Consider the following 23,650-nt stretch of genomic DNA (forward strand, 5'->3'; position numbering starts at 1 on the left):
TTTCTGCCCAAGTTCCAGCCAGCACTCCGCCATGTCCACTGAAGCCACTCCTGCACCAGCCCCCCAGGACGAAAACCAACTCATCGCCGAACGCCGTGAAAAGCTCAAGGCTCTGCGCGAGAACCAGGCCCAGGGTCAAGGCGTGGCATTTCCCAACGACTACAAGCCCCAGCACCATGCCGCAGTGCTGCAGCAGCAGTACGGCACATTGGATGGAGAAGCGCTCGAAGCCCAGGCGATCACGGTGAGCGTGGCCGGCCGCATGATGCTCAAGCGCGTCATGGGCAAGGCCAGCTTCGCGACCCTGCAGGATGGATCGCTGGGTGACACCGGCGGGCGCATCCAGCTCTACGTGACACGCGACGCCATTGGCGAGGAAGCCTATTCCGACTTCAAGCGCTGGGACCTCGGTGACATCCTGGGTGCCGAAGGCACGCTGATGAAGACCAAGACCGGCGAGCTATCGGTCAAGGTGTCGCGCCTGCGCCTGCTCACCAAGAGCCTGCGCCCCATGCCCGACAAGTTCCACGGTGTGGCCGACCAGGAGGTCAAGTACCGCCAGCGCTACGTGGACCTGATGACCGACGAGGCCGCGCGCCGGCGCTTCGTCGCGCGCAGCAAGGCTGTGGGCAGCATCCGCTCTTTCATGATGGAGCACGGCTTCCTGGAGGTGGAAACGCCCATGCTGCACCCCATTCCCGGCGGCGCCAACGCCAAGCCCTTCGTCACCCACCACAATGCGCTGGAGCAGGAGATGTTCCTGCGCATCGCGCCCGAGCTGTACCTCAAGCGCCTGATCGTCGGCGGCTTCGAGCGCGTGTTCGAGATCAACCGCAACTTCCGCAACGAAGGCATCTCGGTGCGCCACAACCCCGAGTTCACGATGATGGAGTTTTATGCGGCCTACTGGAACTACCGCGATCTGATGGATTTCACCGAGGCGCTGGTGCGCGATGCCGCACTCAAGGCCACGGGCACGCTGCAGCTCACCTACGGTGGCCGTGCGGTGGATCTGGCCCAGCCCTTCCAGCGCCTCACGATCCGCGAGGCCATCTACCAGCACACCGAGGCCGGCGCACATGTGGACGATGCCGCCTGGCTCATCAGCGCGCTCAAGAAACTGGGCATGACCGAGGAGAAGGACCGCCTGTCCACCCGGACCCTCGCCAGCCTGCAGGTGCTCTACTTCGAGGAAGAGGTGGAGGACAAGCTCTGGCAGCCGACCTTCATCATGGAGCACCCGACCGAGATCAGCCCTCTGGCGCGCGCCAACGACCTGCGCCCCGAGGTGACGGAGCGCTTCGAGCTCTACATCACCGGCCGCGAGTTCGGCAATGGCTTCTCGGAGCTGAACGACGCCGAAGACCAGGCCGCCCGCTTTCATGCGCAGGTGGCTGCCAAGGACGCGGGCGATGACGAGGCCATGTTCTTCGACCACGACTTCGTACGTGCGCTGGAATACGGCATGCCGCCCACAGGTGGTTGCGGCATCGGCATCGACCGGCTGATGATGCTGCTCACCGACAGCCCGAGCATCCGTGACGTGATCCTGTTCCCGGCCCTGCGGCGCGAGCACTGACCCGTGGGCATGCGTGGCCGCACGTGGCCACGCTGACATCCCGCCGCACCAGCGGCCTCCACTGCGCCACCTCATGAGCCCTCCTGCCAGCGCCAACGCATTTCCGCAGTTCCTGCTTGAGCCCTTCAGCGTGCTGCTGGTGGAGGACCAGGCGTCCGTGCGCGCCACACTGGCAGGCGAGCTGCGCCATGTGGGGGTGTCGGAAGTACTGGAGGCCGCCTCGGCCGACGCGGCGCTACAGCTGTTCAAGCTGCGGCGTCCCGACCTGGTGCTGCTGGACATACACCTGCCTGGCGGCAACGACGGCTACTGGGTGGCCCAGCGCATGCGCGAGGCAGAACCCGGCGGCTGGACGCCCATCATCTTCCTCTCGGGGCTGGATGGCGACCTGGATGTGTGGCGCGGCATCGAAGCCGGCGGAGACGACTATCTCGTCAAGCCCGTCAAGCCGATCGTTCTGGCCGCCAAGCTGCGCGCCATGCGCCGGCTGCGCGACATGCGCAGGCGCCTCGTGGAACTGACCGAAGAGCTGCACGTGGCCAACCAGCACCTCAACGAGATGGTGGAGATGGACCCGCTCACGGGGCTGGTCAACCGCCGCGGCTTCGACCGCATCCTGCACAGCGAGATCCTCGCCGCGCGGCGCGACGGAGTGCCGCTCACGCTGATGCTGTGCGACCTGGACCATTTCAAGAGATACAACGACACCCTGGGCCATGTGCAGGGCGATGCCTGCCTGAAGGAGGTCGGCCGCGTGCTGCACGACGTCTGCATGCGCCCGCGCGACGTGGCCTCGCGCTATGGCGGCGAAGAATTTGCACTCATCCTGCCCAACACGCCGCGCTCGGGCGCCATGACGTTCGCGCGCGCGCTGGGCAAGCTGTTGAAGGCCCGCGCCATCGCCCATCCGGGCTCGCCCAACGGCGAAACGCTCACGCTGTCGGGTGGCATTACCACGTGCGTGCCCGACGACGGTACCAGCGCCGAGACCATGCTCATGCGCGCCGACGAGGCCTTGTACGCCGCCAAGGCCCAGGGCCGGGACCGCTTCTTCAGCTTCGAGATGCAGATGGACACCATCGAGCAGCGGCAGATCTGAGCCGCATCCGACGTTGGCCCACCCGTTCGTTCCCCCGACATGCTGCCGCGACTGAAAACCGCCCTCCCCCTCTGGATGCACGACTGGCTCGACATCATCGTGCCCGGTGTGCAGATCGTGCTCATCGTCCTGGCCGCGCTGCTGCTGCAGCGCCTGCTGCTGCGCATCATCATGCGGGCCAGCAACCACTACCAGTTCCCGCACGAACTGCTCACACCCATCAACGCCGTGGTGCGCTGGCTCATCCTGGGCAGCGCCGGCCTGCTGGTGCTGGAGCGCCTGGGGGTGTCAGCGGCCGTGCTGTGGACGGCCTTCACCGGCTTCGCCACAGTGGGCGCGGTGGCGTTCTTCGCGGCATGGAGCGTGCTGTCCAATCTGTTTTGCGCCTTTCTGATCTTCACCGTTGGCCCGTTCCGCGTGGGAGACCACATCGAACTGCTGGACACCGCCGACAAGCCCGGCGCCCTGGGCCGCGTGATGGACATCAACTTGCTTTACACCACGCTGGAGGACGCCACCGCCCCCGAGCCTGGCACGCTGCTGCAGATTCCCAACACACTGATCTTCCAGCGCGTGGTGCGCCGCTGGCGTGCCGGCACGCCGGTGCCGGAGTCACGGCTACATCCTGCTCCGGATTCCGCCGCCTGCGCCGCCACCGCTCGCGAGCCCGCCAGCACGCCCGCGCCCAAGCCGGCGAGCTTTCCTTGATGGCCCAAGTACCTCGACGGGGTTGATGCTCATCAAAATATAGCTGTCCGCGCTTGATGGGCGGGCGCTGTAGGCCTTTTTGACATATATTCGGGCACCCCACGGCCGCACAGCGCGGTCACTGCGCCCCGGGTGACGGGCAAAACCCTATCGCCCCCGCGCATGTCAGTCCGCCGTAAGCCCCGCGGACAACGCTGCCCGTCTTTCGGCAACAGGCCTAGCAAAAACCTTCCGGCAGGGCCACCCCCGGTTACCCTGTTGCCAACGCCACACATCCCGCTAATCTTTGCGGCCTACGTCTCAGGCCCCCACCGGGGCCTGTTGATTTTTCAGACCGCTTTACCCAAAGTTGAAAGAGTCCTATGAGCATTCCGTTCCGCATGCACACCGTCGTTGCCGCACTGGGTCTGGCCGGTGCCGCTTTGTTCTCCACCGCGCATGCGCAAGTCAAGATCGCCATGGTGATGCCCACCACTGGCCCGCTGACGCAGTACGGTGACATGGTCAAGGAAGGCGTGACCACGGCCGTCGAGATGGCCAACGCCGCTGGCGGCGTGGGCGGCAAGAAGATCGAGTTGGTCTCCATCGACGATGCCTGCGAACCCAAGCAAGGCCCCGTGGCCGCCAACCGTGTGGTGAATGCCAAGATCGGCTACGTGATCGGCCCGGTGTGTTCGGGTGCCTCCATCGCTGCCGCTCCCATCTACAACAACGAGGGCGTGGTCGTCATCACCCCGTCGGCCACCTCCCCGGCGCTCACCGACGGCAAGAACTACCACTTCATCTTCCGCACCATCGGCCGTGACGACCAACAGGGCCCTGCCGCTGCCAAGTTCATCGCCGAAAAGGCCAAGCCCAAGAAGGTCGCCGTGCTGCACGACAAGCAGTCCTATGGCCAGGGCATCGCCTCCTCCGTGCGTGACGACCTGAAGAAGGCCGGCATCACCGTGGCGCTGTTCGAAGGCATCAACGCCGGCGACAGCGACTACTCCGCCGTCATCACCAAGCTCAAGAGCGCTGGCGTGGACTTCGTGTACTACGGCGGCTACCACCCCGAGATGGGCCTGCTGCTGCGCCAGGCCGGCGAGCAAGGCCTGAAGGTGCGCATGATGGGCCCCGAGGGCGTGGGCAACCCCGAGGTGAACGCCATTGCGGGTAACGCCGTGGAAGGCATGCTGGTGACGCTGCCGGCCGACTTCGCTGCCAACCCCAAGAACGCTGCCGTCGTGGCCGCCTTCAAGGACAAGAAGCGCAATGCGTCCGGCGCCTTCCAGCTGACCTCGTTCGCCGCCACCCAGGCACTGCTGGACAGCATCAAGGCCGTGGGTGACAACCCTGCCAAGGTGGCCGACCACCTGCACAAGAGCACCATCGAAACGGTGCTGGGCCCCGTGTCCTGGAACAAGCAGGGCGACCTGAACAGCTTCGACTTCCAGGTCTTCCAGTGGCACAAGGACGGCAGCAAGAGCCTGGCCGCCAAGTAAACCCACCTCCCCGTCCCAAGGGTGCGTTGCGCAAGCCACGCACCCTTGGTCCATTGCATTCGGCCCCTGGAGGGGCCTTTTCCTGTTGAGGGGTGGCATGCATGTCTGATCTCATACCCCAGCTGGTACAACAGCTGTTCAATGGTCTTTCGCTGGGCGCCATCTACGCGCTGATCGCGATCGGCTACACGATGGTCTACGGCATCATCGGAATGATCAACTTCGCCCATGGCGACATCTACATGATCGGCGCCTACATCGGCCTGGTCACGCTGTCGGCCGTCGGCGTGCAGAGTGGCCTGCCGGTGTGGGCGATCATCGCCCTGATGCTGGTGGTAGCGGTGGCCATCACGGGCGTCTACGGCTTCGTGGTGGAGCAGGTGGCCTATAAGCCCCTGCGCAGCAGCCCGCGCCTGGTGGCGCTGATCTCGGCCATCGGCATGTCCATCTTCCTGCAGAACTGGGTGGCGCTGGGCCAGGGCGCGCGCGACATGGCCGTGCCCTCGCTGATCCCCGGCGCGCTGCGCTTTGGCAGCGAAGGCGGCTTCGAGGTCTACGTGCCCTACTCGCGCATCCTCATCATCGCCGTGGCGGTGGTGCTGATGATTGCGCTCACGCTGTACATCCAGCACTCGCGCATGGGCCGCGCCTCGCGCGCCTGCTCGCAGGACATGCACATGGCCAACCTGCTGGGCATCGACACCAACCGCGTGATCTCGTTCACCTTCATCCTGGGCGCCATGCTGGCGGCCGTGGGCGGCGTGCTGATCGCGCTCGCCGTGGGCAAGCTCAACCCCTTCATCGGGTTCATCGCAGGCATCAAGGCGTTCACGGCGGCCGTCCTCGGGGGCATCGGCTCCATTCCCGGCGCCATGCTGGGCGGGGTGATCCTGGGCGTGGCCGAGACCTTCGCCGCCGCCTACATCTCGTCGGAGTACAAGGACATCGTGGCCTTCGGCCTGCTGGTGCTCATCCTGCTGGTGCGCCCCACGGGCCTGCTGGGCAAGCCTGAAGTGGAGAAAGTCTGATGCACGCCACCGGTTTTTCTTCCCATCTCAAGAACGCGCTGATCGCCACCTTTCTGGCGGCCATCGTGGTACTGCCCATCTTCACGCTGCACCTGGAGCGCGCAGGCACGCGCACCATCATCGTGCCCGAGTGGCGCACGCTGCTGTGGGGGTGCCTCGCCGTGTTCGTGGTGCAACTGCTGCGCCCGCTGCTGGGCGCGCGGCTGCCCAAGCTGTCGCTGCCCAGCCTGCCTCAGGCGGCGCCGGGCCAGCGCAAGGTGCTGATCTTCGTGGCGCTGATGATCGCAGCATCGTGGCCGTTCTTCGCCGGCCGCAACGCCGTGGACATCGCCACGCTGGCCATGATCTACGTGATGCTGGGCCTCGGCCTGAACATCGTGGTGGGCTTCGCCGGCCTGTTGGACCTGGGCTTCGTGGGCTTCTATGCCGTGGGTGCCTACACCTATGCGCTGCTGTTCCACTGGGCCGGCTGGAGCTTCTGGGAAGCCCTTCCCCTGGCCGGCGCGGCGGCGGCGCTGTTCGGCTTCGTGCTGGGCTTTCCAGTGCTGCGCCTGCGGGGTGACTATCTGGCCATCGTGACGCTGGGCTTTGGCGAAATCATCCGGCTGCTGCTGGTCAACCTGACCGACTGGACGGGCGGACCAGACGGCATCTCCAGCATCCCCAAGCCGTCCGTGCTGGGCCTGGAGATGACGCGCTCGCCCACCGTGGAGGGCGGCACCACCTTCCACCAGTTCTTCGGGATGGAGTTCAACTCCCTGCACATGGTGATCGCCCTGTACCTGATGGCGCTGCTGCTCGCGGTGGTCACGCTGTTCATCAGCAACCGCCTGATCCGCATGCCCATCGGCCGCGCCTGGGAGGCACTGCGCGAGGACGAGATCGCCTGCCGGTCGCTGGGCCTGAACCCCATGAAGATCAAGCTCTCGGCCTTCACGCTGGGCGCCATGTTCGCGGGCTTCGGCGGCGCGTTCTTCGCGGCGCGCCAGGGCATCGTGAACCCCGAGTCGTTCACCTTCATCGAGTCTGCGCTGATCCTGGCCATCGTGGTGCTGGGCGGCATGGGCTCGCAGCTGGGCGTGATCGTGGCGGCCATCATCCTCACCGTGTTGCCCGAACTGGCACGCGAATTCTCCGAGTACCGCATGCTGATCTTCGGCCTGGTCATGATCCTGATGATGGTGTGGCGCCCGCAGGGCCTGCTGCCCATGAAACGCCACCATGTGGAGGTGCCCGCATGAGCGCCCCCCTGCTTGAGGTCAAGGACCTGTGCATGCGCTTCGGCGGCCTGCTGGCGGTGGACCATGTGGCCTTCGACGTGAAGCCGCAGGAGGTGTTTGCCATCATCGGCCCCAACGGTGCGGGCAAGACCACGGTGTTCAACTGCATCAGCGGCTTCTACCAGCCCAGCAGCGGCCAGATCGCGCTGCAGGGCCAGGCCATCGCGGGCTACACCAGCCACCAGGTCGCGCGTCAGGGCGTGGTGCGCACGTTCCAGAACGTGCGCCTGTTCAAGGGCATGACGGTGCTGGAGAACCTGCTGGTGGCCCAGCACCACCAGTCGCAGGCGCCGCTGCTCGCGGGCCTGTTCAATACGGCAAGCTATCGCCGGAGCGAGGCCGAGAAGATCGATCAAGCCATGCACTGGCTGGACGTGATGGGCCTGCGCGAGTTCGTGAACCGCGAGGCAGGCAACCTGGCCTACGGACACCAGCGCCGCCTGGAGATCGCGCGCTGCATGATCACCAAGCCGCGCCTGCTCATGCTGGACGAGCCCGCCGCGGGCCTGAACCCGCAGGAGAAGAAGGACCTGCAGGCGCTGATCGACCAATTGCGCCGCCAGTACGGCGTGACGGTGCTGCTCATCGAGCACGACATGGGGCTGGTGATGGGCGTTTCCGAGCGCATCCTGGTCATGGAATACGGCAAACCCATCGCCATGGGCACGCCCGACGCCATCCGCAACGACGAACGGGTCATCAAGGCCTATCTGGGGGAAGCGTGATGGCCCAGCCCATGCTGCAAGTAGAAAACCTGTCCACGCACTACGGCGCGATCTGCGCCGTGAATGGCGTGAGCCTGCACGTGAACCAGGGCGAAATCGTCTCGCTGATCGGCTCCAATGGCGCGGGCAAGACCTCGCTGCTCATGACCCTGTGCGGCACGCCGCGCGCCAGCGGCGGCACCGTGCGCTTCGAGGGCGAGGACATCACCCAGCAACCCACGCACCTCATCATGCGCAAGGGCATCGCCGTCTCGCCCGAGGGACGCCGCATCTTCTCGAACCTGACCGTGGTCGAGAACCTGAAGATGGGCGGCTTCTTCCAGGACGGCGCGGCCATTGAGGAGGGCATGGAACACGTGTTCAAGCTGTTTCCGCGCCTGAAGGACCGCGCAGCGCAGCGTGCGGGCACCATGTCGGGTGGCGAGCAGCAGATGCTGGCCATCGGCCGCGCGCTGATGAGCAAGCCCCGCCTGCTGCTGCTGGACGAGCCCACGCTGGGCCTGGCGCCGCTGATCATTGCGCAGATCTTCGAGATCATCCAGGCCATCCGTGCCGAGGGCGTGACCGTGTTTCTGGTGGAGCAGAACGCCAACCGCGCCCTGCAGATCGCCGACCGCGGCTACGTGCTGGAAAACGGCCGCGTGGTGCTGGAGGACACAGGCGCCGCCCTGCTCACCAATGCGGACGTGCGCAAGGCCTATCTGGGCGCTTGACGCAACGCTGGTGCGACACGAAAGCGGCCTACAGGCCGCTTTTCTTTTGATAGCTGCTCGCGCTTACCCCATAAGGCTTGGAATCATATTTCCTTCAGATTCCACCTGAACGCCAAGCGCGCCCTGCTTTGCAACGCGTGCGGTGCTGAGGCCCCCGCGTTTCCCGTGGCAAGTGCCGGGACTGCCCCACGTCGCAGCCCAAAGAATGGCCGCCGCAGTAGCGTGCCTCCTACCACTCAGTAGGAAACCGCTGACCTGTTTCCCTGTACGCGACCATTTCAATGGATCTGCAGGCAATCCCGCCTGTCCACCTCTTTGGAGAACGACCATGGCACAGCAAGGCAACCAAACCCAGAATCAGCAACAACAACAGCAGCAGAACCAGCAGAACCAGCAAAACCAGCAAAACCAGCAGAACCAACAGAACCAACAGCAGGGCCAACAAGGCCAGCAGGATCCGAGCCGGCAGCAGAACCTGAACCCGCAGGATCAGCGTGATCAGCAGAAATTGCAGAGCCAGCAGAGCCCCAACCAAATGGGCGGCAAGCAGAACCAGCGGGATCGCTGAACGTGGTAACCCCAACGGTGCCTGGGCGCGCAAGCGCTTTCGGCACCTGCGGGCAGGCACCGCCGCTGCCGCCGTCTACCAATCTCCCGAACGGGTTTCCCGGCCCCAACAGCTTGGCCGACTACCGCCCGCCGCTGGCTTGGCACCCAGCGCACAGCTCCGCGGCACCCTCTTCATTCGCACCAAAGGCGCGGTGAGTGCGGTCAGGCCCACCTGATGCGTGTGAACATCCTTCCCCATCCAGCCATGCCGGCGCCCGCAGGGCGTGTCGTCCGCACGCGGGCTTGTCCAGGGCCCGCACCGTGCGGCGGACTTTATGTAAGAGCATAGGCCGCTGCGGCGGCACGCCGCCGTCAGGCCCTGACGGGGTAGCGGCTGGAGATGGCGATCCGGTTCCAGGCGTTGATGACCACTCCAGCCATTCAACGGCGGCTATCTCCTCCTTGGACAAGACGCCTGCTGCTTGTGCGTAAACGGCATCGGGCACCTGCCCGTCCGCGACCAAGGTGACGGCTTCCACCCGTTCCAGAGCGGCGCGCTCCTTCGGGCTGAAGTAATCGGTCTCACGCCACGCGGGCAGCACCGCAATGCGGTCGCCGCTCTCCTGGCTGGCCAGCGCGTCCCGTGCGTGCAGCGTGACACAGAAGGCGCACCGGTTGAGCTGGGATGCCCGCAGGCGCAGGAGGTGCGTGAGCCCCGTCGCGATGCCGGCCTGTGCCGCAGCCTCGGACGCCAACCGGTCCAACTCCACCACCGCCTGATACAGCGCGGGGGCGCTCTTTCCAAGATTCACCCGTTCACGCATACCGCTCCCGATGCCAGTCCGGCAGAAAAACCCGGCGCCAGCGATGGGCTACCGCTGGCTGGCCCGGCGTTCCGGCCAGCCCTGATCGTCGCAGATGCGCGGCAGAACACCCGGCCGACACGGTCGTAAGACCGCGTTGGCATGCAGGACAAAATGCGAATCGAATTTGTCTCTAAGCCTTGTGTATCAAGCGCAAGCAGCTCCTAAAAATGAAGCACAACCGGCATATCTAATATCTACTCCCCCAGGCACACGTCGATCGCCCGCGCGATGGCGATCAGTTCATGGTCCAGCGGCACCTTGCGCTGGGTGTTGGCCACCTGGGCGATGGGGACACTGGCGATGTGCCCGCCCTGTAGCGTGACCATGTGGCCGAACTGGCCATCGATCACCAGTTGCGCCGCCCGGTGACCGAAGCGCGTGGCCAGCACACGATCGAACGCGGTCGGGTCGCCCCCGCGCTGCACATGGCCCAGCACGGTAGTGCGCACCTCGCTTTGCAGGTGCGGCTGCAGCCGCTGGCGCAGCACATGGCCCACGCCACCCAGGCGCACGGGGTCGGGGCTGTGGGCCACCTGCTCGCGCACCGTGAGGCCGGCGCCGCGCTCCTTGGCGCCTTCGCCGATGCAGATGACGGTGTAACGCTGGCGCTGCTCGCGCCGACGGCAGCGCTCGATGATGGGCTGCAGGTCGTAGTCGATCTCGGGCAGCAGGATCACGTCGGCCGCGGCGGCAATGCCGCTTTCCAGGGCCAGCCAGCCCGCATGGCGGCCCATGGTCTCGACGATCATGACGCGGTGGTGGCTGTAAGCCGTGCTCTCGATGCGGCGCATCGCGTCGGTGGCCGTGGCCACGGCGGTGTCAAAGCCGAAGCTGCGCTCGCACAGCGCGATGTCGTTGTCGATGGTCTTGGGCACACCCACGCATTGCAGCCCGATCCGCGCCAGGCCATGGGCCAGGCTCATGGTGCCGTCGCCGCCAATGGCCACCACCACGTCCAGGCCCAGCGCGCGCACGTTGCGCTCCACCTGGGCCAGCGTCGCTTCGTCCTTCAGCGGGTTGGCGCTGTTGCTCGTGCCCAGGATGGTGCCGCCCATGTGCACGATGCCCGAGACCTGGTCCCAGGTGAGCAGCCGCGCGCGCGACGCTTCGCCCATCAGGCCCTCGAAGCCGTCTTCGATGCCCAGTACCTCGCAGTGTCCGTGGTGGATCAGCGACTTGGTGACCGCGCGGATCACCGCGTTCAGCCCCGGGCAGTCGCCCCCGCCGGTGAGTACGCCGACACGCATCGCCGCCACCCGTTTCAAGGCAGCAGGTCCAGCGCGTGCATGTACGCTGGCTGCACCATGAGGTCGTCCCACGGCTGGGGCAGTGTCTCGGGCAGCAGAGCCAGGCGGCGCGCCTCGCTCGCACCGCTGGCCTGCCAGCGGCCCGCGGCCTGCGCGGAAGCCAGGCCATCGATGAGTTCGTCCACCGCCGCGCCGCCGCCCAGGCTCTGGTTGCACAGCAGCACCAGGTCGCAGCCGGCATTGAGCGCGGCCACACCGGCGTCGGTGTAGCTGACCACCTCGCCGTCCAGGCCGTTCAAACGACGGGCGCCCTCCATGCTCAGGTCGTCGCTGAAAACGGCGCCGTCAAAGCGCAGCCGTCCGCGCAGGATGTCCTGCAGCCACTTGGTGGAGAAGCCCGCCGGGCGGTTGTCCACCTTGGGATAGATCACATGCGCGGGCATCACGCTGGTGAGCACCGTGGACAGCCACGGGTACGGGGCCGCGTCGTCGGCCAGGATCGCCGTGAGACTGCGGCGGTCCACCGGAATCTCGGTGTGCGAATCGGCCGCTACGAAGCCATGGCCCGGGAAGTGCTTGCCGCAATTGGCCATGCCGGCCTGCAGCAGGCCCTGCATGAGCGCGCGCGCCAGCATGGCGACCACGCGCGGGTCGCGGGCAAAGGCCCGGTCGCCGATCACGCCGCTGGCGCCGTAGTCCAGGTCGAGCACCGGCGTGAAGGAGAAGTCCACACCGCAGGCGCGCAGCTCGCTGCCCAGCACGTAGCCCGCCGCCGTGGCGGCGTCCATGGCGCGCAGGGCGCCGCTGCCTTCGCGGTGCTTGCTGCCCTTGCCGTCGTCCATCCACAGCTCGCCGAAGGCACGCATGGGCGGGATGTGCGTGAAGCCATCGGTCTTGAAGCGCTGCACGCGACCGCCCTCGTGGTCCACGCAGATCAGCAGATCGCCCCGCACGGCCTTGATGGCGGCGGTGAGTTCCAGCAACTGCGCGCGGTGCTCCCAGTTGCGCGCGAACAGGATCACGCCGCCCACGAGCGGGTGGGCCAAGCGCTGGCGATCGGTGGCGGTGAGCTGCGTGCCGGCCACGTCGATGATGAGGGGTGCGTGTTCTGTCATGGGTTGCATGCTTTCATTTTGATAGCTACCAGCGCTTGCCACACAAGCGCTTCGGGCTGATTTGGCTTCAATCTTTCTCGACCACGCAGAAGCTGGCGGCGTAGTCGCTCTCGTCGGTCACGCTCAGGTGGCAGCGCAGGCCGCGCGCGGCAAACCAGTCCTGCAGCGCGCCGTGCAGCACGATTGTGGGCTGCCCGCTGGGCAGGTTGGCCACCTCGCAGTGCCGCCAGGTCATGGGCATGTGCAGCCCCAAGCCGATGGCCTTGCTGAACGCCTCCTTGGCAGAAAAGCGCGTGGCCAGGTAGCGCACGCCGCGCTCGGGCCAGCGTGCCGAGCGTGCGCGCCAGGTCGCCAGCTCGCCATCGGCCAGCACCTTTTCGGCGAAGCGATCGCCATGGCGCGCCAGGCTGGCGCGGATGCGGCGCACGTCGCAGATGTCGGTACCGATGCCGTAGATCATGGGGTTATGAGTCAAATAGGTCTCTAGCGCTTATCCAACAAGCGCCAGCAGCTATGGTTTCAGGAGTCCCCGCTCCGTCATGCCCTGGGCGATGCAGCGCTGGTAGGCGCGCACCGTGTCGCCGTAGCCCAACTCCAGCGCATCGGCGATCAGCGCATGGCCGATGGACACCTCCAGCACGCCGGGCACGTGGGCCAGGAAGTCCGCCAGGTTGTCGCGGCTGAGGTCGTGGCCCGCGTTCACCCCCAGGCCGACATCCAGCGCGGCCTGGGCGGCAGCACGGTAGCGCTCCAGTTGCACGGCCTGCTGCGGCGTGCCCCAGGCGGCGGCGTAAGGCTCGGTGTACAGCTCCACGCGGTCGGCCCCCACGGCGCGCGCGGCGGCCATCTGCTCGGGCACGGGGTCCATGAACAGGCTCACGCGCACGCCCAACTGCCGGCATTCGGCAATCAGGGGCGCCAGGCGCTCGGCATCTTGCGGAAAGCTCCAGCCGTGGTCGCTGGTGAACTGGTCCTGGCTGTCGGGCACGAAGGTGGCCTGGTGCGGGCGCACCTGGCGGATGAACTCCATCAGGTTGTGCGTGGGGTTGCCCTCGATGTTGTACTCGGCCTGCGGCCATTGCTTGAGCAGCTCGGCCAGTTGGTACACATCGTGCGCACGGATGTGCCGCTCGTCGGGGCGCGGATGGACGGTGATGCCCTGCGCCCCCGCCTCCAGGCACAGCTGCGCGGCGCGCAGCACGCTGGGGATGCCCAGATGGCGCGTGTTGCGCACCAGCGCCACTTTGTTGACGTTCACGGAGAGGGCGGTGCGCGCGTGGGAGGTGGTCATGGGATGCGAAGCGGTGGCGTGAAGCTAGGCAATATAGCAATCTGCGACGGGGGCGGGGACGACGCTGCGCAAGGCCGCGGCGCGCGGCGGCGCGGGTTGCGGCCGCGCCGGGGCGCCTGCACAACGCCGCCGGGCCACCTCAGTCCGTCTCGCGCACCGAGTAGCGCTCGCCGCCGATCACCAAGTCGCGCCAACGGGGTGGCTGGGTCTGGACGCCCTGCTCCACCCACTGCCCGGCCCGCGCGCCCTGCACATGCCGGAGGTTGCCCTGCAGACGCCCCACCGTCCGCCACTGCGCACCGTCCCGCGCGAACACCTGGCTCGCATAGCCGCTGAGCAGCACCTGCTCCGCCTGCCCGTCACCGTCCAGGTCGATGCGCAGGACGGGACAGGGCGCGGCCTCGGTGCAGGTCAGCGACAGCTGGTTCCCCCGCAGCTGGGTGAGCAGGAATTCAAGCCATGCGGCATCGGGCGCCGCCTCGGCGGGAAACGGCTGCAACCGGGCGCGCAGGGTCTCGGCGGTCCAAACAGGCGTTCCACGGCCCCGCGCGTACCGGTGCGTGTCCTGCTGGGCCGCCTGGGCCTGTTCCCGGATCTGCGCGGCCTGGGGGTGGCTCTGCTCCTGCGCCAACTGCTCCAACGCCGCGCGACCGGCCCGGCCCGCGTCCCAGCGCAGGTAGCGGAAGTCGAAGGCCTGCACGTCCACGCGCTGCGCTTGCAGGCGCGCCAGTTGGCTGGCGACAGCGATGCGCGCCGGGTCCAGCACGGGCGTGCAGGTCAACAAGGCCAGCGCAACGGCCAGCCAGGCCGCCGCCACGTTCACCCGCCGCGCCAGCGCCATCCAGGGCGCACCGCGCCGCAGTGCGGCCACCGCATACCCGACGGCGTAGACCGCCATCAGGGCCACGGCCAGCGCGGCCCAGACGCGGTCCGCGCTCCAGCCATACTGCGCCACCCGCAGTCCCAGCGCATAGGCGCACAGCGCGGCATACACGGGCATTGCCAGCAGGCCGGCCGCGCAAAAGCGCTGCAGCCCGGGGCCGAAGCGCTGGCTTTCCGCCCGGCCGTCGCTCCAGGCCACGTTGAACAGAAACACCAGCCACGCCATGAGCCCGAGCATGAGCGCCGTGGCGTGCCCGGTCTTCCACAGCGGTGCCAGGCCGCGCACCGGCAGCGCCACGAGGAACAGCAAAGCGATCATGCAGGCCAGCGGCAACAGCCAGCCCAGCACCTGGAGCATCGAACGCCAGAAACCCGCCAACGCTTCTTCCCGCGCCGCGTACAGCGACAACCCTATGCTGAACGCCATCGGGGTAGCCATGTAGACGAACGGGCGGCTGGTGAATGTGTCCAGAAATAGCGACACGCCCAGCACCTTGAACAGCCCGGCCAGCAGGAACAGCAGGGCCCAGAACAGCCCGGCGAACAGGCCCGCCAACAGCAACTGGAAGGCATGGCGCCAGGCCGTGGCGAAGAGCCGGGCGTAGTCGCGCGCCCAGGTGCCGCTGGCCAGGCGTTGCTCGGCAAAAGGCAGCAGCACGAACCAGCTGCAGGACAGCAGCACCCCCAGGGCCATGGCGGCGCGGCCGCGGTTCTCACCCAGCGAGGCATGGCCCGCATAAGCCGCGGCCGCGGCGAACACCATGGCCAGGGCCGCTGCGTACACCCACAGCAGGCGGCGTGCACGGTACGCGGCCAGCAGTTGCAGGGTCGGCGGCACCGCCAGCACCACGGCGTAGAGCGGCCAGAGCACAGCGGCGTCGCCCTTCGGCAGCAGCCCGTGCAACGCCCACAATGCGGCGCCCTGCGCGATCGCCCAGCCGATCATCCACCCTCTTGCCCTGCCATGCTCCATGCCCTGTTCCCTCCCGTCGTCTGTGTTTCAGAAGCTGCCCTCAAACCCATCGCGGAAGCGATTCTCGCGGACTGGCCCGTCTGCACGGCACATCGGGCGCCGACAGCGCGTGCCATTGGCAAGATATGCCACGCCGCCGGGTGCGGTGCCAAGCGCCGCGTGGAAAGCCTGAGGACAACTTCTCAGAGTTTCTGCAGATCCATCATCAGCTGGCGCGTGCGCAGCAAGGGGCTGCCGCAGTGGTATTGCAGCAGCGCACGCAACTGCGTCTTGAGATCGGCCGCCACCGGCGCCTCGGCTGTCGCGATGGCCCGCAGCGTGGCGGTGTAGCGCGCGGGCTCGTCCAGCGCGCCCTGCAGGGCCAGCCACTGGCCTCCCGAAAGCGCCGCCCGGTCGGCCGGCACGGCCGGGCGCAGGCCGGCTTCCGGCACGAGCGCGTAGCGCGCCGCCGCGTGCAGCGGAGCAAGCGTGGAGGTCTCCGCATTCAGGCCCGGCAACAGGCCGATCTCGCGCAGCAGCAGCAGCTCGAAGCTGCGCAGCACGGGCTCCAGCGCATCGCCATGTTCCCCCTCGTGGTCCACGGTTGCCAGCACGCGCACCACGCCGGCATAGGTATCGAACAGCGGCGCGTGGGTGTCCTCACGCGCCAGCAGCCGCAGGAGCAGTTCGTTGAGGTACAGGCCCGATAGCAACGCATCGCCCGTCGGCATGACATGGCCACCCGCCCACTCCGCGCCCTTGAGCGCATGGATCTCGCCATGCCCCTCGCCGCCCAGCGTGTAGGTCACCCGCAGCGGCTGCAGCGGCAGCAGCACGGGCCGAAAGTTGGAGGTGGGCTTCTTCGCCCCTTTGGCGACCAGCGCCACGCGGCCGTAATGGCGCGTGAACGTCTCCAGGATCAGGCTGGATTCACTCCAGTCGTAGCTGTGGAGTACGTAGGCGGGCTCGTCGGCGATGCGGCGGGCGGCCATGAATTGCTATCTTTTAAATAGCGTCCAACGCTTGACAGATGAGCGCTGGAGGCTGATTTGCTTGAAAATCCGTGTGCAAGCATCCCCCGCGCCGCGTGACGTCGCCACTGCACCACCCGTCAGAGAGCAGCGAAACGGGCCACGCCAGAAGCCTGCGCGGAGCGAGCCTTGCCCAGCCACCGCGTCACCCCTGTGCCCGCGAAACGCAGCGCCGCGCGCGGGGGAAGACGGCACAGCCGTTCACGGGACGGTCCTATTCATAACCGAAGGAGCGCACGCGCGCTTCATCATCGGCCCAGCCGGAACGCACCTTGACCCAGACCTCCAGAAACACCTTGGCATCCATGAGCTTTTCAAGCTCCTGCCGTGCCTCGGTGCTGATGCGCTTCAGGCGTTCGCCCTTTTCGCCGATCACCATGGCCTTGTGACCGTCGCGCTCCACCACGATGGTGGCCGCGATGCGGATGAAGCGCTTGTGCTGCTTGCTCTTTTCCTCATCGAACTTGTCGATGACCACCGTGGAGGTGTAGGGCAATTCGTCGCCCGTGAAGCGGAACAGCTTCTCGCGCACGGTTTCAGAGGCGAGGAATTTCTCGCTGCGGTCAGTCAACTCGTCCTCGGCATACCACCAGGGCTGCTCGGGCAGGTACTTTTCGCAGATGCCGTACAGGCGCTCGATATCGCCCTTGTTCTTGGCCGACATGGGCACGAACTCCGCGAACGGGTGGCGGCCCTGCATGTCCCGCAGCCACGGTGCGATCTCGGCGCGGCGATGCACGGTATCGAGCTTGTTGGCGATGAGCAGCGTGGGGATGCCCGGCTTGAACAGCGACAGCACCTTGGCGTCGGCCAGCGTGAAGCTGCCGGCCTCGACCACGAAGAGAATCAGGTCCACGTCGCCAATCGCGCCCATCACGGTCTTGTTGAGCGACTTGTTGAGCGCGGTGGAATGCCGGGTCTGAAAGCCCGGCGTGTCCACGAACACGAACTGCGTGGCGCCGCGCGTGCGGATGCCCGTGATACGGTGGCGCGTGGTCTGCGCCTTGCGACTGGTGATGGAAATCTTCTGCCCCACCAGCGCATTCATCAGCGTGGACTTGCCCACATTGGGTTTGCCCACGATGGCGATCAGCCCGCAGCGCTGGCCGCTGGCCTCGGCCGGGGCATCGCCGCCGGGGCGCGCGGCCGCCAGCATGGCTTCCAGGTCATTTTGGCCGCTAGCGCCCGAATCGTCTGCGCTACCAGCTACGGTTTCAGTAGCATTCATACGTTTTTCGCTTTCAACTGGGCCAGCATGGCACCGGCGGCGGCCTGCTCAGCGGCGCGGCGCGATGCGCCGCTGCCGCGCTCCACGCGCTGCAACTCGACCACCTCGCACTCCACATGGAACACCTGGTTGTGCGCGGCGCCCGTGGTGGAGACGACCCGGTACTGAGGCAGATTCATTTTGCGGCCCTGCAGCCACTCCTGCAACGCGGTCTTGGCATCCTTCGCCGCCTCCTGCAAGCGCGGACTCAACTCCACGCCCTCGAACAGGCGGTGCACCAGCTGCTCGGCGCACTCATAGCCCGCATCCAGGTACACCGCACCGATGATCGCTTCCAATGCATCGGCCAGGATGGACGGGCGCAGCTTGCCGCCGGACTTGGCCTCGCCCTCCCCCAGGCGCAGCACCGGCGGCAACTGCAGCCGCACGGCGACCTGGTGCAGCGAGTCCTGCTTGACGAGCAGTGCACGCACGCGCGACAACTCCCCTTCGGGCAGGTCGCGCATGCGGCGAAACAGCAGGCTGGAGACCGCGAGGCTCAGCACCGAGTCGCCCAGGAATTCCAGGCGTTCGTTGTGGTCCGCGCTGAAGCTGCGGTGGGTGAGCGCGCGCTGCAGCAGCGACGCATCGGAGAACTGATGCTGCAGGCGTTGCTGCAGCGTGGAGAGACTGACCGGTTGCACTAAGACTAGTAATTCGGGGGTTGGGTCGATTCCTGGAAGCGGTAGACCAGGAAGGCCGGTCCCGCCAGGGCAATTTCACGCGAATAGCTGAATGACACCACGATCTTGTCATTGCGCTTGGTGATTTCCAGGTCCTTGCCGGCAATGGAATGGATGTCGTCAATGGCTGCTGCCCGGTCGAACGCTGCGCGGATCTCGGGCACCGTCGAGCCGTCGCGCGCCGCCTTCGCTGCGGCCTTCTTGATCGCGAAGTATTCCAGGAAGATGGGTACGGACTGCCCGCCGATCGCGAATGCGGCCACAGCGATCAGGCCCACGAAAATCACGCCGATGAACGACAGCCCCCGCTGACGCGAACGAGTGGTGGTGCGTTGTGCTCCCATGTCTGCTTCCCTCTCTGCCAATACTGGTTAGTTGAATGGTCCGATGCGCTTGAGATTACCGAAGTTCATCCACACGAAGAAGGCCTTGCCCACGATGTTCCCGTCCGGCACGAAACCCCAGTAGCGCGAATCGAGCGAATTATCGCGGTTGTCACCCATCATGAAGTAGTGCCCTTCAGGCACCTTGCAGGTCACGCCCTCGACGCTGTAGCGGCACTGATCGCGGAATTGGTAATTGCTCGCACCCTGCACGAACGCCGGAACTTCGGGGTTGTTGAGAAGACGGTGCGGGTGTGCCCCCAGGTGCTCCTCGAACTGCTTGAAATAGCGCATCGCATCCGGGTCGAAGAAGTCCGGTAGTGCCGTGGTGGGCACCGGCGTGCCATTCACCGTCAGGCGCTTGTTCAGGTAGGCCACCTCATCCCCTGGGATACCCACCACGCGCTTGATGTAGTCCATGTTGGGTTGCGGCGGGTAGCGGAACACCACCACGTCACCACGCTGCAGCGGATTGCCTTCAGTGATCTTGGTGTTGATCACGGGCAGGCGCAGGCCATAGGTGAACTTGTTCACCAGGATCAGGTCGCCCACGAGCAGCGTCGGGATCATCGAACCCGAGGGAATCTTGAAGGGCTCGAACAGGAACGAGCGCAGCAGAAAGACGATGGCGATCACGGGGAAGAGCCCCGCTGTCCAGTCCAGCCACCAGGGTTGCATGAGGATGCGCCCCTTGGCTTCCTGGAGGTCGTCCTGGTCCACCTTCTGGATGCCCATGCGATCCAACTCGGCGCGGCGCTGGGCCGCTGCAGCCTCCAGTGCCTGCGCGGCCTGGCGGCGCCGGGGCAGGAAGATGAAGCGCTCGGCCAGCCAGTACGCCCCAGTCACCACCGTGGCCAGGAACAGCAGCAGCGCGAAGTTGCCCTCAAGCGCGCCGAAATACCACGCGCCCACATAGCCCACGAATGCCGCGAGCACCGCGGCCGTGATGTATTGCATGACTTGCACAGCGATCAATCCTCAACCTGCAGGATCGCCAGGAAGGCCTCTTGCGGCACCTCCACCGACCCAATCTGCTTCATGCGTTTCTTGCCTGCCTTCTGCTTTTCCAGCAGCTTGCGCTTGCGGGTGATGTCGCCGCCGTAGCACTTGGCCAGCACGTTCTTGCGCAATGCCTTGATGGTCTCGCGCGCGATGATGTTGGCGCCGATGGCCGCCTGGATGGCCACGTCGAACATCTGGCGCGAGATGATCTCGCGCATCTTCGCCGCCACCGCGCGGCCGCGGTATTGCGACTGGCTGCGGTGGACGATGATGGACAGCGCGTCCACCTTTTCGCCGTTGAGCAGGATGTCCACCTTGACCACGTCGGAAGGGCGGTACTCCTTGAACTCATAGTCCATCGAGGCATAGCCGCGCGAGACGCTCTTGAGCTTGTCGAAGAAGTCCAGCACGATCTCGCCCAGCGGCAGTTCGTAGGTCAGCATGACCTGGCGGCCGTGGTACTGCATGTTCATCTGCACGCCGCGCTTCTGGTTGGCCAGCGTCATGACCGGGCCCACGTAGTCCTGCGGCATATACAGGTGCACGGTCACGATGGGCTCGCGGATCTCCTGAATCTTGCCCTGGTCGGGCATCTTGGACGGGTTCTCGACCATGATGACCTCGCCGTCGCCCTTGACCACCTCGTAGACCACGCTGGGCGCGGTGGTGATCAAGTCCTGGTCGAACTCGCGCTCGAGGCGCTCCTGCACGATCTCCATGTGCAGCAGGCCCAGGAAGCCGCACCGGAAGCCGAAGCCCAGCGCCTGCGACACCTCGGGCTCGAAGTGCAGCGAGGCATCGTTGAGCTGCAGCTTTTCCAGGGCGTCGCGCAGCGCGTCATATTGGTTGGCTTCTGTCGGGTACAGGCCGGCAAACACCTGGGGCTGGATTTCCTTGAAGCCCGGCAGCGCCTCCGTGGCGGGGCCCAGGTTGTTGGGCAGCTTCTTTTCCAGCGTGATGGTGTCGCCCACCTTCGCTGCCTTCAGTTCCTTGATGCCGGCGATGATGTAGCCCACCTCGCCCGCCTCCAACGCATCGCGCGACTGCTGCGCGGGCGTGAACACACCGAGGTTGTTCGCCTCGTAGGCAGCGCCGCTGGCCATCATCTTGAAGCGTTCGCCCTTCTGCAGCCGGCCATCGACCACACGGACCAGCATGACGACGCCCACGTAGGAGTCAAACCAACTATCGATGATCATCGCGCGCAGCGGCGCGTCGGGCTTGCCGCGCGGTGCCGGCACCTTGGCGACGATCTGCTCGAGCACGTCGTCGATGCCCATGCCTGTCTTGGCCGAAATGGCAATGGCTTCGCTTGCGTCGATGCCAATCACATCCTCGATCTCGGCCTTGGCGGTGTCTGGATCGGCCTGGGGCAGATCCATCTTGTTGAGCACAGGCAGCACTTCCACACCCAGATCCAGCGCGGTGTAGCAGTTGGCCACGGTCTGCGCCTCGACGCCCTGCGATGCATCGACCACCAGCAATGCACCCTCACACGCCGAAAGCGAGCGCGACACCTCATAAGAGAAGTCCACGTGGCCCGGCGTATCGATCAGGTTCAGGTTGTAGACCTTGCCATCACGCGCCTTGTATTGCAGTGCCGCGGTCTGCGCCTTGATGGTGATCCCGCGCTCCTTCTCGATGTCCATCGAGTCGAGCACCTGTGCTTCCATCTCCCGGTCGGCCAGTCCCCCGCAGCGTTGGATGATGCGGTCAGCAAGCGTGGACTTGCCGTGGTCGATGTGCGCAATGATCGAAAAATTTCTGATGTGGTTCATCAACGGGATACGACAAGTATTTGAACCGCAAGGCTCATGACAAGAAAAAAGGGCGCGTCAAACAAGCGACGCGCCCTGAACCAACAATCTTTGGCAACTGCGATAGTTGGAGCTTCATTGTAGGCAAAAAGGCCCCGACAAGGGGTGCGTCCTACAAGCGCCCGGGGTCGTTGCCGGGCTGCAACGAGGCACTTATCCACATCTTATTCAACCAACACATCTCAAATTGCTGAATAACAAGTGAACAAGCCATGGAAAACCTGTGCATGACTTAGCGCGTTTTCCGCATGGCGACGTTCAAGGTGGAGTTATATTGATTGGCGCCTTTGAAACACACTTATTCTATCAATAAGTACATAGCGCCCCGTTGATACCAACCCTGCGAAAGAGCGTTCCCCGCTACGGAATCGCAGGGCTCCAGCGAGCCCTGGCGACGCTGCCTAACGGCTGGGGCGGATCAGTGCATATTGCGCCCATTCGCCGCGACGGAAAAGCACGTTGATGGGTTTCCCCATGTCAGCCTTCGCTAGTACCGCTTCGAAATCCTTGAGGTTACGGACTTCGGTGTTAGCCAGCGCGATGATCACATCGTCTGCCCGCAGACCGGCACGCGCCGCCGCGTCGTTGGCAGAGACCACGCGCACCCCTCCCTTCACCTTCAGTTCCTTCGCCTGCGCAGCGGTCAGGTCGGCAACGACCAAGCCGATCTGCTGAGCCGCTGTCGAGGACTTGCCCTTGCCTTCTGCTTCGGCTGCCTTGGCTGCCACCTTTTCATCAGGCTCCACCTCGGCGATGGTGATCGACAGGTCGCGCAATGCGCCACGGCGGAACACCGTGATATGGGTCTTGGTGCCTGGCTTGGTGTTGCCCACCAAGCGGGGAAGGTCAGACGCCTTCTCGACGGCCTTGCCGTCATAGCGCGTGATCACGTCGCCCGCCTCGATGCCAGCCTTCTCCGCGGGGGATCCAGTCTCCACGCCGCGCACCAGCGCGCCGTCGGTTTTGCCAAGCCCGATGGACTCCGCCACATCCTTGGGAACCGAGCCAATCTGAACACCAATGCGGCCACGGCTCACGCGACCGCTCACACGCAGTTGCTCGCTCACGCGCATGGCCTCGTCAATGGGAATGGCGAACGAGATACCCATGAATCCACCAGAACGGGAGTAAATCTGGCTGTTGATGCCCACCACCTCACCCCGCATGTTGATCAGAGGGCCGCCGGAGTTACCGGGATTGATGGCCACGTCCGTCTGGATGAAGGGCAGATAGTCGCCCGTATCGCGCTGCTTGGCACTTACGATGCCGGCGGTCACGGTGTTTTCCAGGCCAAAGGGAGAGCCGATTGCAATGACCCATTCACCCGCCTTAAGACGGCCCACGTCACCCACCTTTACCGCGGGCAGTCCCGTGGCGTCGATCTTGACGACGGCAACGTCGGTGCGCTTGTCCGAGCCGATGATCTTAGCCTTGAACTCCCGCTTGTCGGTCAGCGTCACAATCACTTCGTCCGCCCCCTCCACCACGTGGGCGTTGGTCATGACATAGCCGTCAGGACTCAGAATGAACCCCGATCCCACGCCACGCGGCTGCTCTTCGGGCTGCGGACGCTGCGGCCCCTGCTGGCGTGGAATGTTGGGCACCGGGACACCAAAACGCCGGAAGAACTCCAGCATGTCTTCATCCATGCCTCCGATGGAGGGCCTCGCCGTCACCTTCTCGGTTGTGCGAATGTTCACCACGGACGGTCCCACCTGCTCGACCAGTTCGGTGAAGTCAGGCAAGCCACGCACCACGGCAGCAGGCTGGGCCTGCACCGAAGCGGGCGCCACCACCAAGCCTGCGCCGCCCATTGCCAAGGCGATAGCCATAGCGCAGGGCCACCATGCGCGCTTTGCACGGAGTTTCGTCATCATCAGCCTTTCTTTTCCAGACAATCCGCAACAGCGGGAATAGCAGTTTGTGAGAAAGCGGCGCGCATTGGTTCC

The 23,650-nt window shown here is 65.6% G+C and carries 22 protein-coding genes; 9 read left to right on the forward strand and 13 right to left on the reverse strand.

Annotated elements, in window-relative coordinates; genetic code table 11:
• Positions 1–31: 31 nt before the first annotated feature.
• The 9 genes from lysS to PCQ86_RS14960 all read left to right on the forward strand — a co-directional run bounded on the left by lysS (position 32) and on the right by PCQ86_RS14960 (position 9,184).
• Positions 32–1,579, forward strand: a complete 1,548-nt coding sequence (lysS, locus tag PCQ86_RS14920; protein WP_011806371.1) for a lysine--tRNA ligase — start codon at positions 32–34, stop codon at positions 1,577–1,579.
• A gap of 73 nt (positions 1,580–1,652) precedes the next feature.
• The gene (locus tag PCQ86_RS14925) at positions 1,653–2,678 is read left to right on the forward strand and encodes a GGDEF domain-containing protein (protein ID WP_103737446.1); all 1,026 of its coding nucleotides are present in this window, start codon (positions 1,653–1,655) and stop codon (positions 2,676–2,678) included.
• 39 nt (positions 2,679–2,717) lie between these two features.
• Positions 2,718–3,386 (forward strand): mechanosensitive ion channel domain-containing protein, encoded by a 669-nt coding sequence (locus PCQ86_RS14930; protein ID WP_270174100.1) that lies wholly within the window; start codon positions 2,718–2,720, stop codon positions 3,384–3,386.
• A gap of 362 nt (positions 3,387–3,748) precedes the next feature.
• On the forward strand, positions 3,749–4,870 hold the full coding sequence (locus PCQ86_RS14935) for a branched-chain amino acid ABC transporter substrate-binding protein (protein ID WP_011806374.1): 1,122 nt from the start codon (positions 3,749–3,751) through the stop codon (positions 4,868–4,870).
• A gap of 101 nt (positions 4,871–4,971) precedes the next feature.
• The gene (livH, locus tag PCQ86_RS14940; protein ID WP_011806375.1) at positions 4,972–5,898 is read left to right on the forward strand and encodes a high-affinity branched-chain amino acid ABC transporter permease LivH; all 927 of its coding nucleotides are present in this window, start codon (positions 4,972–4,974) and stop codon (positions 5,896–5,898) included.
• Complete coding sequence (locus PCQ86_RS14945) at positions 5,898–7,139, forward strand: high-affinity branched-chain amino acid ABC transporter permease LivM (protein WP_011806376.1); 1,242 nt, start codon at positions 5,898–5,900, stop codon at positions 7,137–7,139. The genes livH and PCQ86_RS14945 overlap by 1 nt, the downstream gene beginning before the upstream one ends.
• Positions 7,136–7,903: a high-affinity branched-chain amino acid ABC transporter ATP-binding protein LivG gene (gene livG, locus PCQ86_RS14950; RefSeq protein ID WP_220637797.1), complete on the forward strand. Its 768-nt coding sequence runs from the start codon at positions 7,136–7,138 to the stop codon at positions 7,901–7,903. Before PCQ86_RS14945 ends, livG begins: the two co-directional genes overlap by 4 nt.
• Entirely contained in the window at positions 7,903–8,616 is a 714-nt protein-coding gene (locus tag PCQ86_RS14955) for an ABC transporter ATP-binding protein (RefSeq protein ID WP_011806378.1), read from the forward strand. Before livG ends, PCQ86_RS14955 begins: the two co-directional genes overlap by 1 nt.
• Positions 8,617–8,944: 328 nt before the next feature.
• Positions 8,945–9,184 (forward strand): hypothetical protein, encoded by a 240-nt coding sequence (locus PCQ86_RS14960; protein WP_270174101.1) that lies wholly within the window; start codon positions 8,945–8,947, stop codon positions 9,182–9,184.
• Between the two features lie 121 nt (positions 9,185–9,305).
• On the opposite strand, the gene PCQ86_RS14965 is transcribed toward PCQ86_RS14960, so the two are convergent.
• From PCQ86_RS14965 to PCQ86_RS15025, 13 genes are all read right to left on the reverse strand, one after another.
• The gene (locus PCQ86_RS14965) at positions 9,306–9,989 is read right to left on the reverse strand and encodes a carboxymuconolactone decarboxylase family protein (protein WP_270174102.1); all 684 of its coding nucleotides are present in this window, start codon (positions 9,987–9,989) and stop codon (positions 9,306–9,308) included.
• Positions 9,990–10,225: 236 nt separating this feature from the next.
• Positions 10,226–11,278, reverse strand: a complete 1,053-nt coding sequence (locus tag PCQ86_RS14970) for a 6-phosphofructokinase (protein ID WP_047351555.1) — start codon at positions 11,276–11,278, stop codon at positions 10,226–10,228.
• 14 nt (positions 11,279–11,292) lie between these two features.
• Entirely contained in the window at positions 11,293–12,393 is a 1,101-nt protein-coding gene (gene nagZ / locus PCQ86_RS14975) for a beta-N-acetylhexosaminidase (RefSeq protein ID WP_270174103.1), read from the reverse strand.
• A 67-nt stretch (positions 12,394–12,460) separates the two neighbouring features.
• Positions 12,461–12,853 (reverse strand): holo-ACP synthase, encoded by a 393-nt coding sequence (acpS, locus tag PCQ86_RS14980; protein WP_011806383.1) that lies wholly within the window; start codon positions 12,851–12,853, stop codon positions 12,461–12,463.
• A 51-nt stretch (positions 12,854–12,904) separates the two neighbouring features.
• Entirely contained in the window at positions 12,905–13,684 is a 780-nt protein-coding gene (locus PCQ86_RS14985; protein WP_047351556.1) for a pyridoxine 5'-phosphate synthase, read from the reverse strand.
• 139 nt (positions 13,685–13,823) lie between these two features.
• Positions 13,824–15,512: a DUF4153 domain-containing protein gene (locus tag PCQ86_RS14990; protein WP_270174104.1), complete on the reverse strand. Its 1,689-nt coding sequence runs from the start codon at positions 15,510–15,512 to the stop codon at positions 13,824–13,826.
• Between the two features lie 209 nt (positions 15,513–15,721).
• Positions 15,722–16,510, reverse strand: coding sequence for a DNA repair protein RecO (gene recO, locus PCQ86_RS14995; RefSeq protein WP_270174105.1), 789 nt, complete (start codon positions 16,508–16,510; stop codon positions 15,722–15,724).
• Between the two features lie 253 nt (positions 16,511–16,763).
• Positions 16,764–17,777 (reverse strand): GTPase Era, encoded by a 1,014-nt coding sequence (gene era, locus PCQ86_RS15000; protein WP_011806387.1) that lies wholly within the window; start codon positions 17,775–17,777, stop codon positions 16,764–16,766.
• Entirely contained in the window at positions 17,774–18,460 is a 687-nt protein-coding gene (gene rnc, locus PCQ86_RS15005) for a ribonuclease III (RefSeq protein ID WP_270174106.1), read from the reverse strand. Before rnc ends, era begins: the two co-directional genes overlap by 4 nt.
• Before the next feature lie 5 nt (positions 18,461–18,465).
• Positions 18,466–18,843: a DUF4845 domain-containing protein gene (locus PCQ86_RS15010; RefSeq protein WP_172207998.1), complete on the reverse strand. Its 378-nt coding sequence runs from the start codon at positions 18,841–18,843 to the stop codon at positions 18,466–18,468.
• A 27-nt stretch (positions 18,844–18,870) separates the two neighbouring features.
• Positions 18,871–19,848, reverse strand: a complete 978-nt coding sequence (gene lepB / locus PCQ86_RS15015) for a signal peptidase I (RefSeq protein ID WP_041836392.1) — start codon at positions 19,846–19,848, stop codon at positions 18,871–18,873.
• Positions 19,849–19,853: 5 nt separating this feature from the next.
• Entirely contained in the window at positions 19,854–21,662 is a 1,809-nt protein-coding gene (gene lepA / locus PCQ86_RS15020; RefSeq protein WP_015913971.1) for a translation elongation factor 4, read from the reverse strand.
• A 440-nt stretch (positions 21,663–22,102) separates the two neighbouring features.
• Positions 22,103–23,533, reverse strand: coding sequence for a DegQ family serine endoprotease (locus tag PCQ86_RS15025; RefSeq protein ID WP_442874560.1), 1,431 nt, complete (start codon positions 23,531–23,533; stop codon positions 22,103–22,105).
• Between the last annotated feature and the right edge of the window lie 117 nt (positions 23,534–23,650).

Origin of the sequence: Diaphorobacter sp. ED-3, from assembly GCF_027625375.1 — a bacterium.
GTDB lineage: Bacteria > Pseudomonadota > Gammaproteobacteria > Burkholderiales > Burkholderiaceae_C > Diaphorobacter > Diaphorobacter nitroreducens.

Excerpts from the sequence above, each read along its gene's own strand:
- lysS (WP_011806371.1), top strand. The coding sequence starts at position 32 with ATGTCCACTGAAGCCACTCCTGCACCAGCCCCCCAGGACGAAAACCAA.
- PCQ86_RS14925 (WP_103737446.1), top strand. The coding sequence starts at position 1,653 with ATGAGCCCTCCTGCCAGCGCCAACGCATTTCCGCAGTTCCTGCTTGAG.
- PCQ86_RS14930 (WP_270174100.1), top strand. The coding sequence starts at position 2,718 with ATGCTGCCGCGACTGAAAACCGCCCTCCCCCTCTGGATGCACGACTGG.
- PCQ86_RS14935 (WP_011806374.1), top strand. The coding sequence starts at position 3,749 with ATGAGCATTCCGTTCCGCATGCACACCGTCGTTGCCGCACTGGGTCTG.
- livH (WP_011806375.1), top strand. The coding sequence starts at position 4,972 with ATGTCTGATCTCATACCCCAGCTGGTACAACAGCTGTTCAATGGTCTT.
- PCQ86_RS14945 (WP_011806376.1), top strand. The coding sequence starts at position 5,898 with ATGCACGCCACCGGTTTTTCTTCCCATCTCAAGAACGCGCTGATCGCC.
- livG (WP_220637797.1), top strand. The coding sequence starts at position 7,136 with ATGAGCGCCCCCCTGCTTGAGGTCAAGGACCTGTGCATGCGCTTCGGC.
- PCQ86_RS14955 (WP_011806378.1), top strand. The coding sequence starts at position 7,903 with ATGGCCCAGCCCATGCTGCAAGTAGAAAACCTGTCCACGCACTACGGC.
- PCQ86_RS14960 (WP_270174101.1), top strand. The coding sequence starts at position 8,945 with ATGGCACAGCAAGGCAACCAAACCCAGAATCAGCAACAACAACAGCAG.
- PCQ86_RS14965 (WP_270174102.1), bottom strand. The coding sequence starts at position 9,989 with ATGCGTGAACGGGTGAATCTTGGAAAGAGCGCCCCCGCGCTGTATCAG.
- PCQ86_RS14970 (WP_047351555.1), bottom strand. The coding sequence starts at position 11,278 with ATGCGTGTCGGCGTACTCACCGGCGGGGGCGACTGCCCGGGGCTGAAC.
- nagZ (WP_270174103.1), bottom strand. The coding sequence starts at position 12,393 with ATGACAGAACACGCACCCCTCATCATCGACGTGGCCGGCACGCAGCTC.
- acpS (WP_011806383.1), bottom strand. The coding sequence starts at position 12,853 with ATGATCTACGGCATCGGTACCGACATCTGCGACGTGCGCCGCATCCGC.
- PCQ86_RS14985 (WP_047351556.1), bottom strand. The coding sequence starts at position 13,684 with ATGACCACCTCCCACGCGCGCACCGCCCTCTCCGTGAACGTCAACAAA.
- PCQ86_RS14990 (WP_270174104.1), bottom strand. The coding sequence starts at position 15,512 with ATGATCGGCTGGGCGATCGCGCAGGGCGCCGCATTGTGGGCGTTGCAC.
- recO (WP_270174105.1), bottom strand. The coding sequence starts at position 16,510 with ATGGCCGCCCGCCGCATCGCCGACGAGCCCGCCTACGTACTCCACAGC.
- era (WP_011806387.1), bottom strand. The coding sequence starts at position 17,777 with ATGAATGCTACTGAAACCGTAGCTGGTAGCGCAGACGATTCGGGCGCT.
- PCQ86_RS15010 (WP_172207998.1), bottom strand. The coding sequence starts at position 18,843 with ATGGGAGCACAACGCACCACCACTCGTTCGCGTCAGCGGGGGCTGTCG.
- lepA (WP_015913971.1), bottom strand. The coding sequence starts at position 21,662 with ATGAACCACATCAGAAATTTTTCGATCATTGCGCACATCGACCACGGC.
- PCQ86_RS15025 (WP_442874560.1), bottom strand. The coding sequence starts at position 23,533 with ATGGCTATCGCCTTGGCAATGGGCGGCGCAGGCTTGGTGGTGGCGCCC.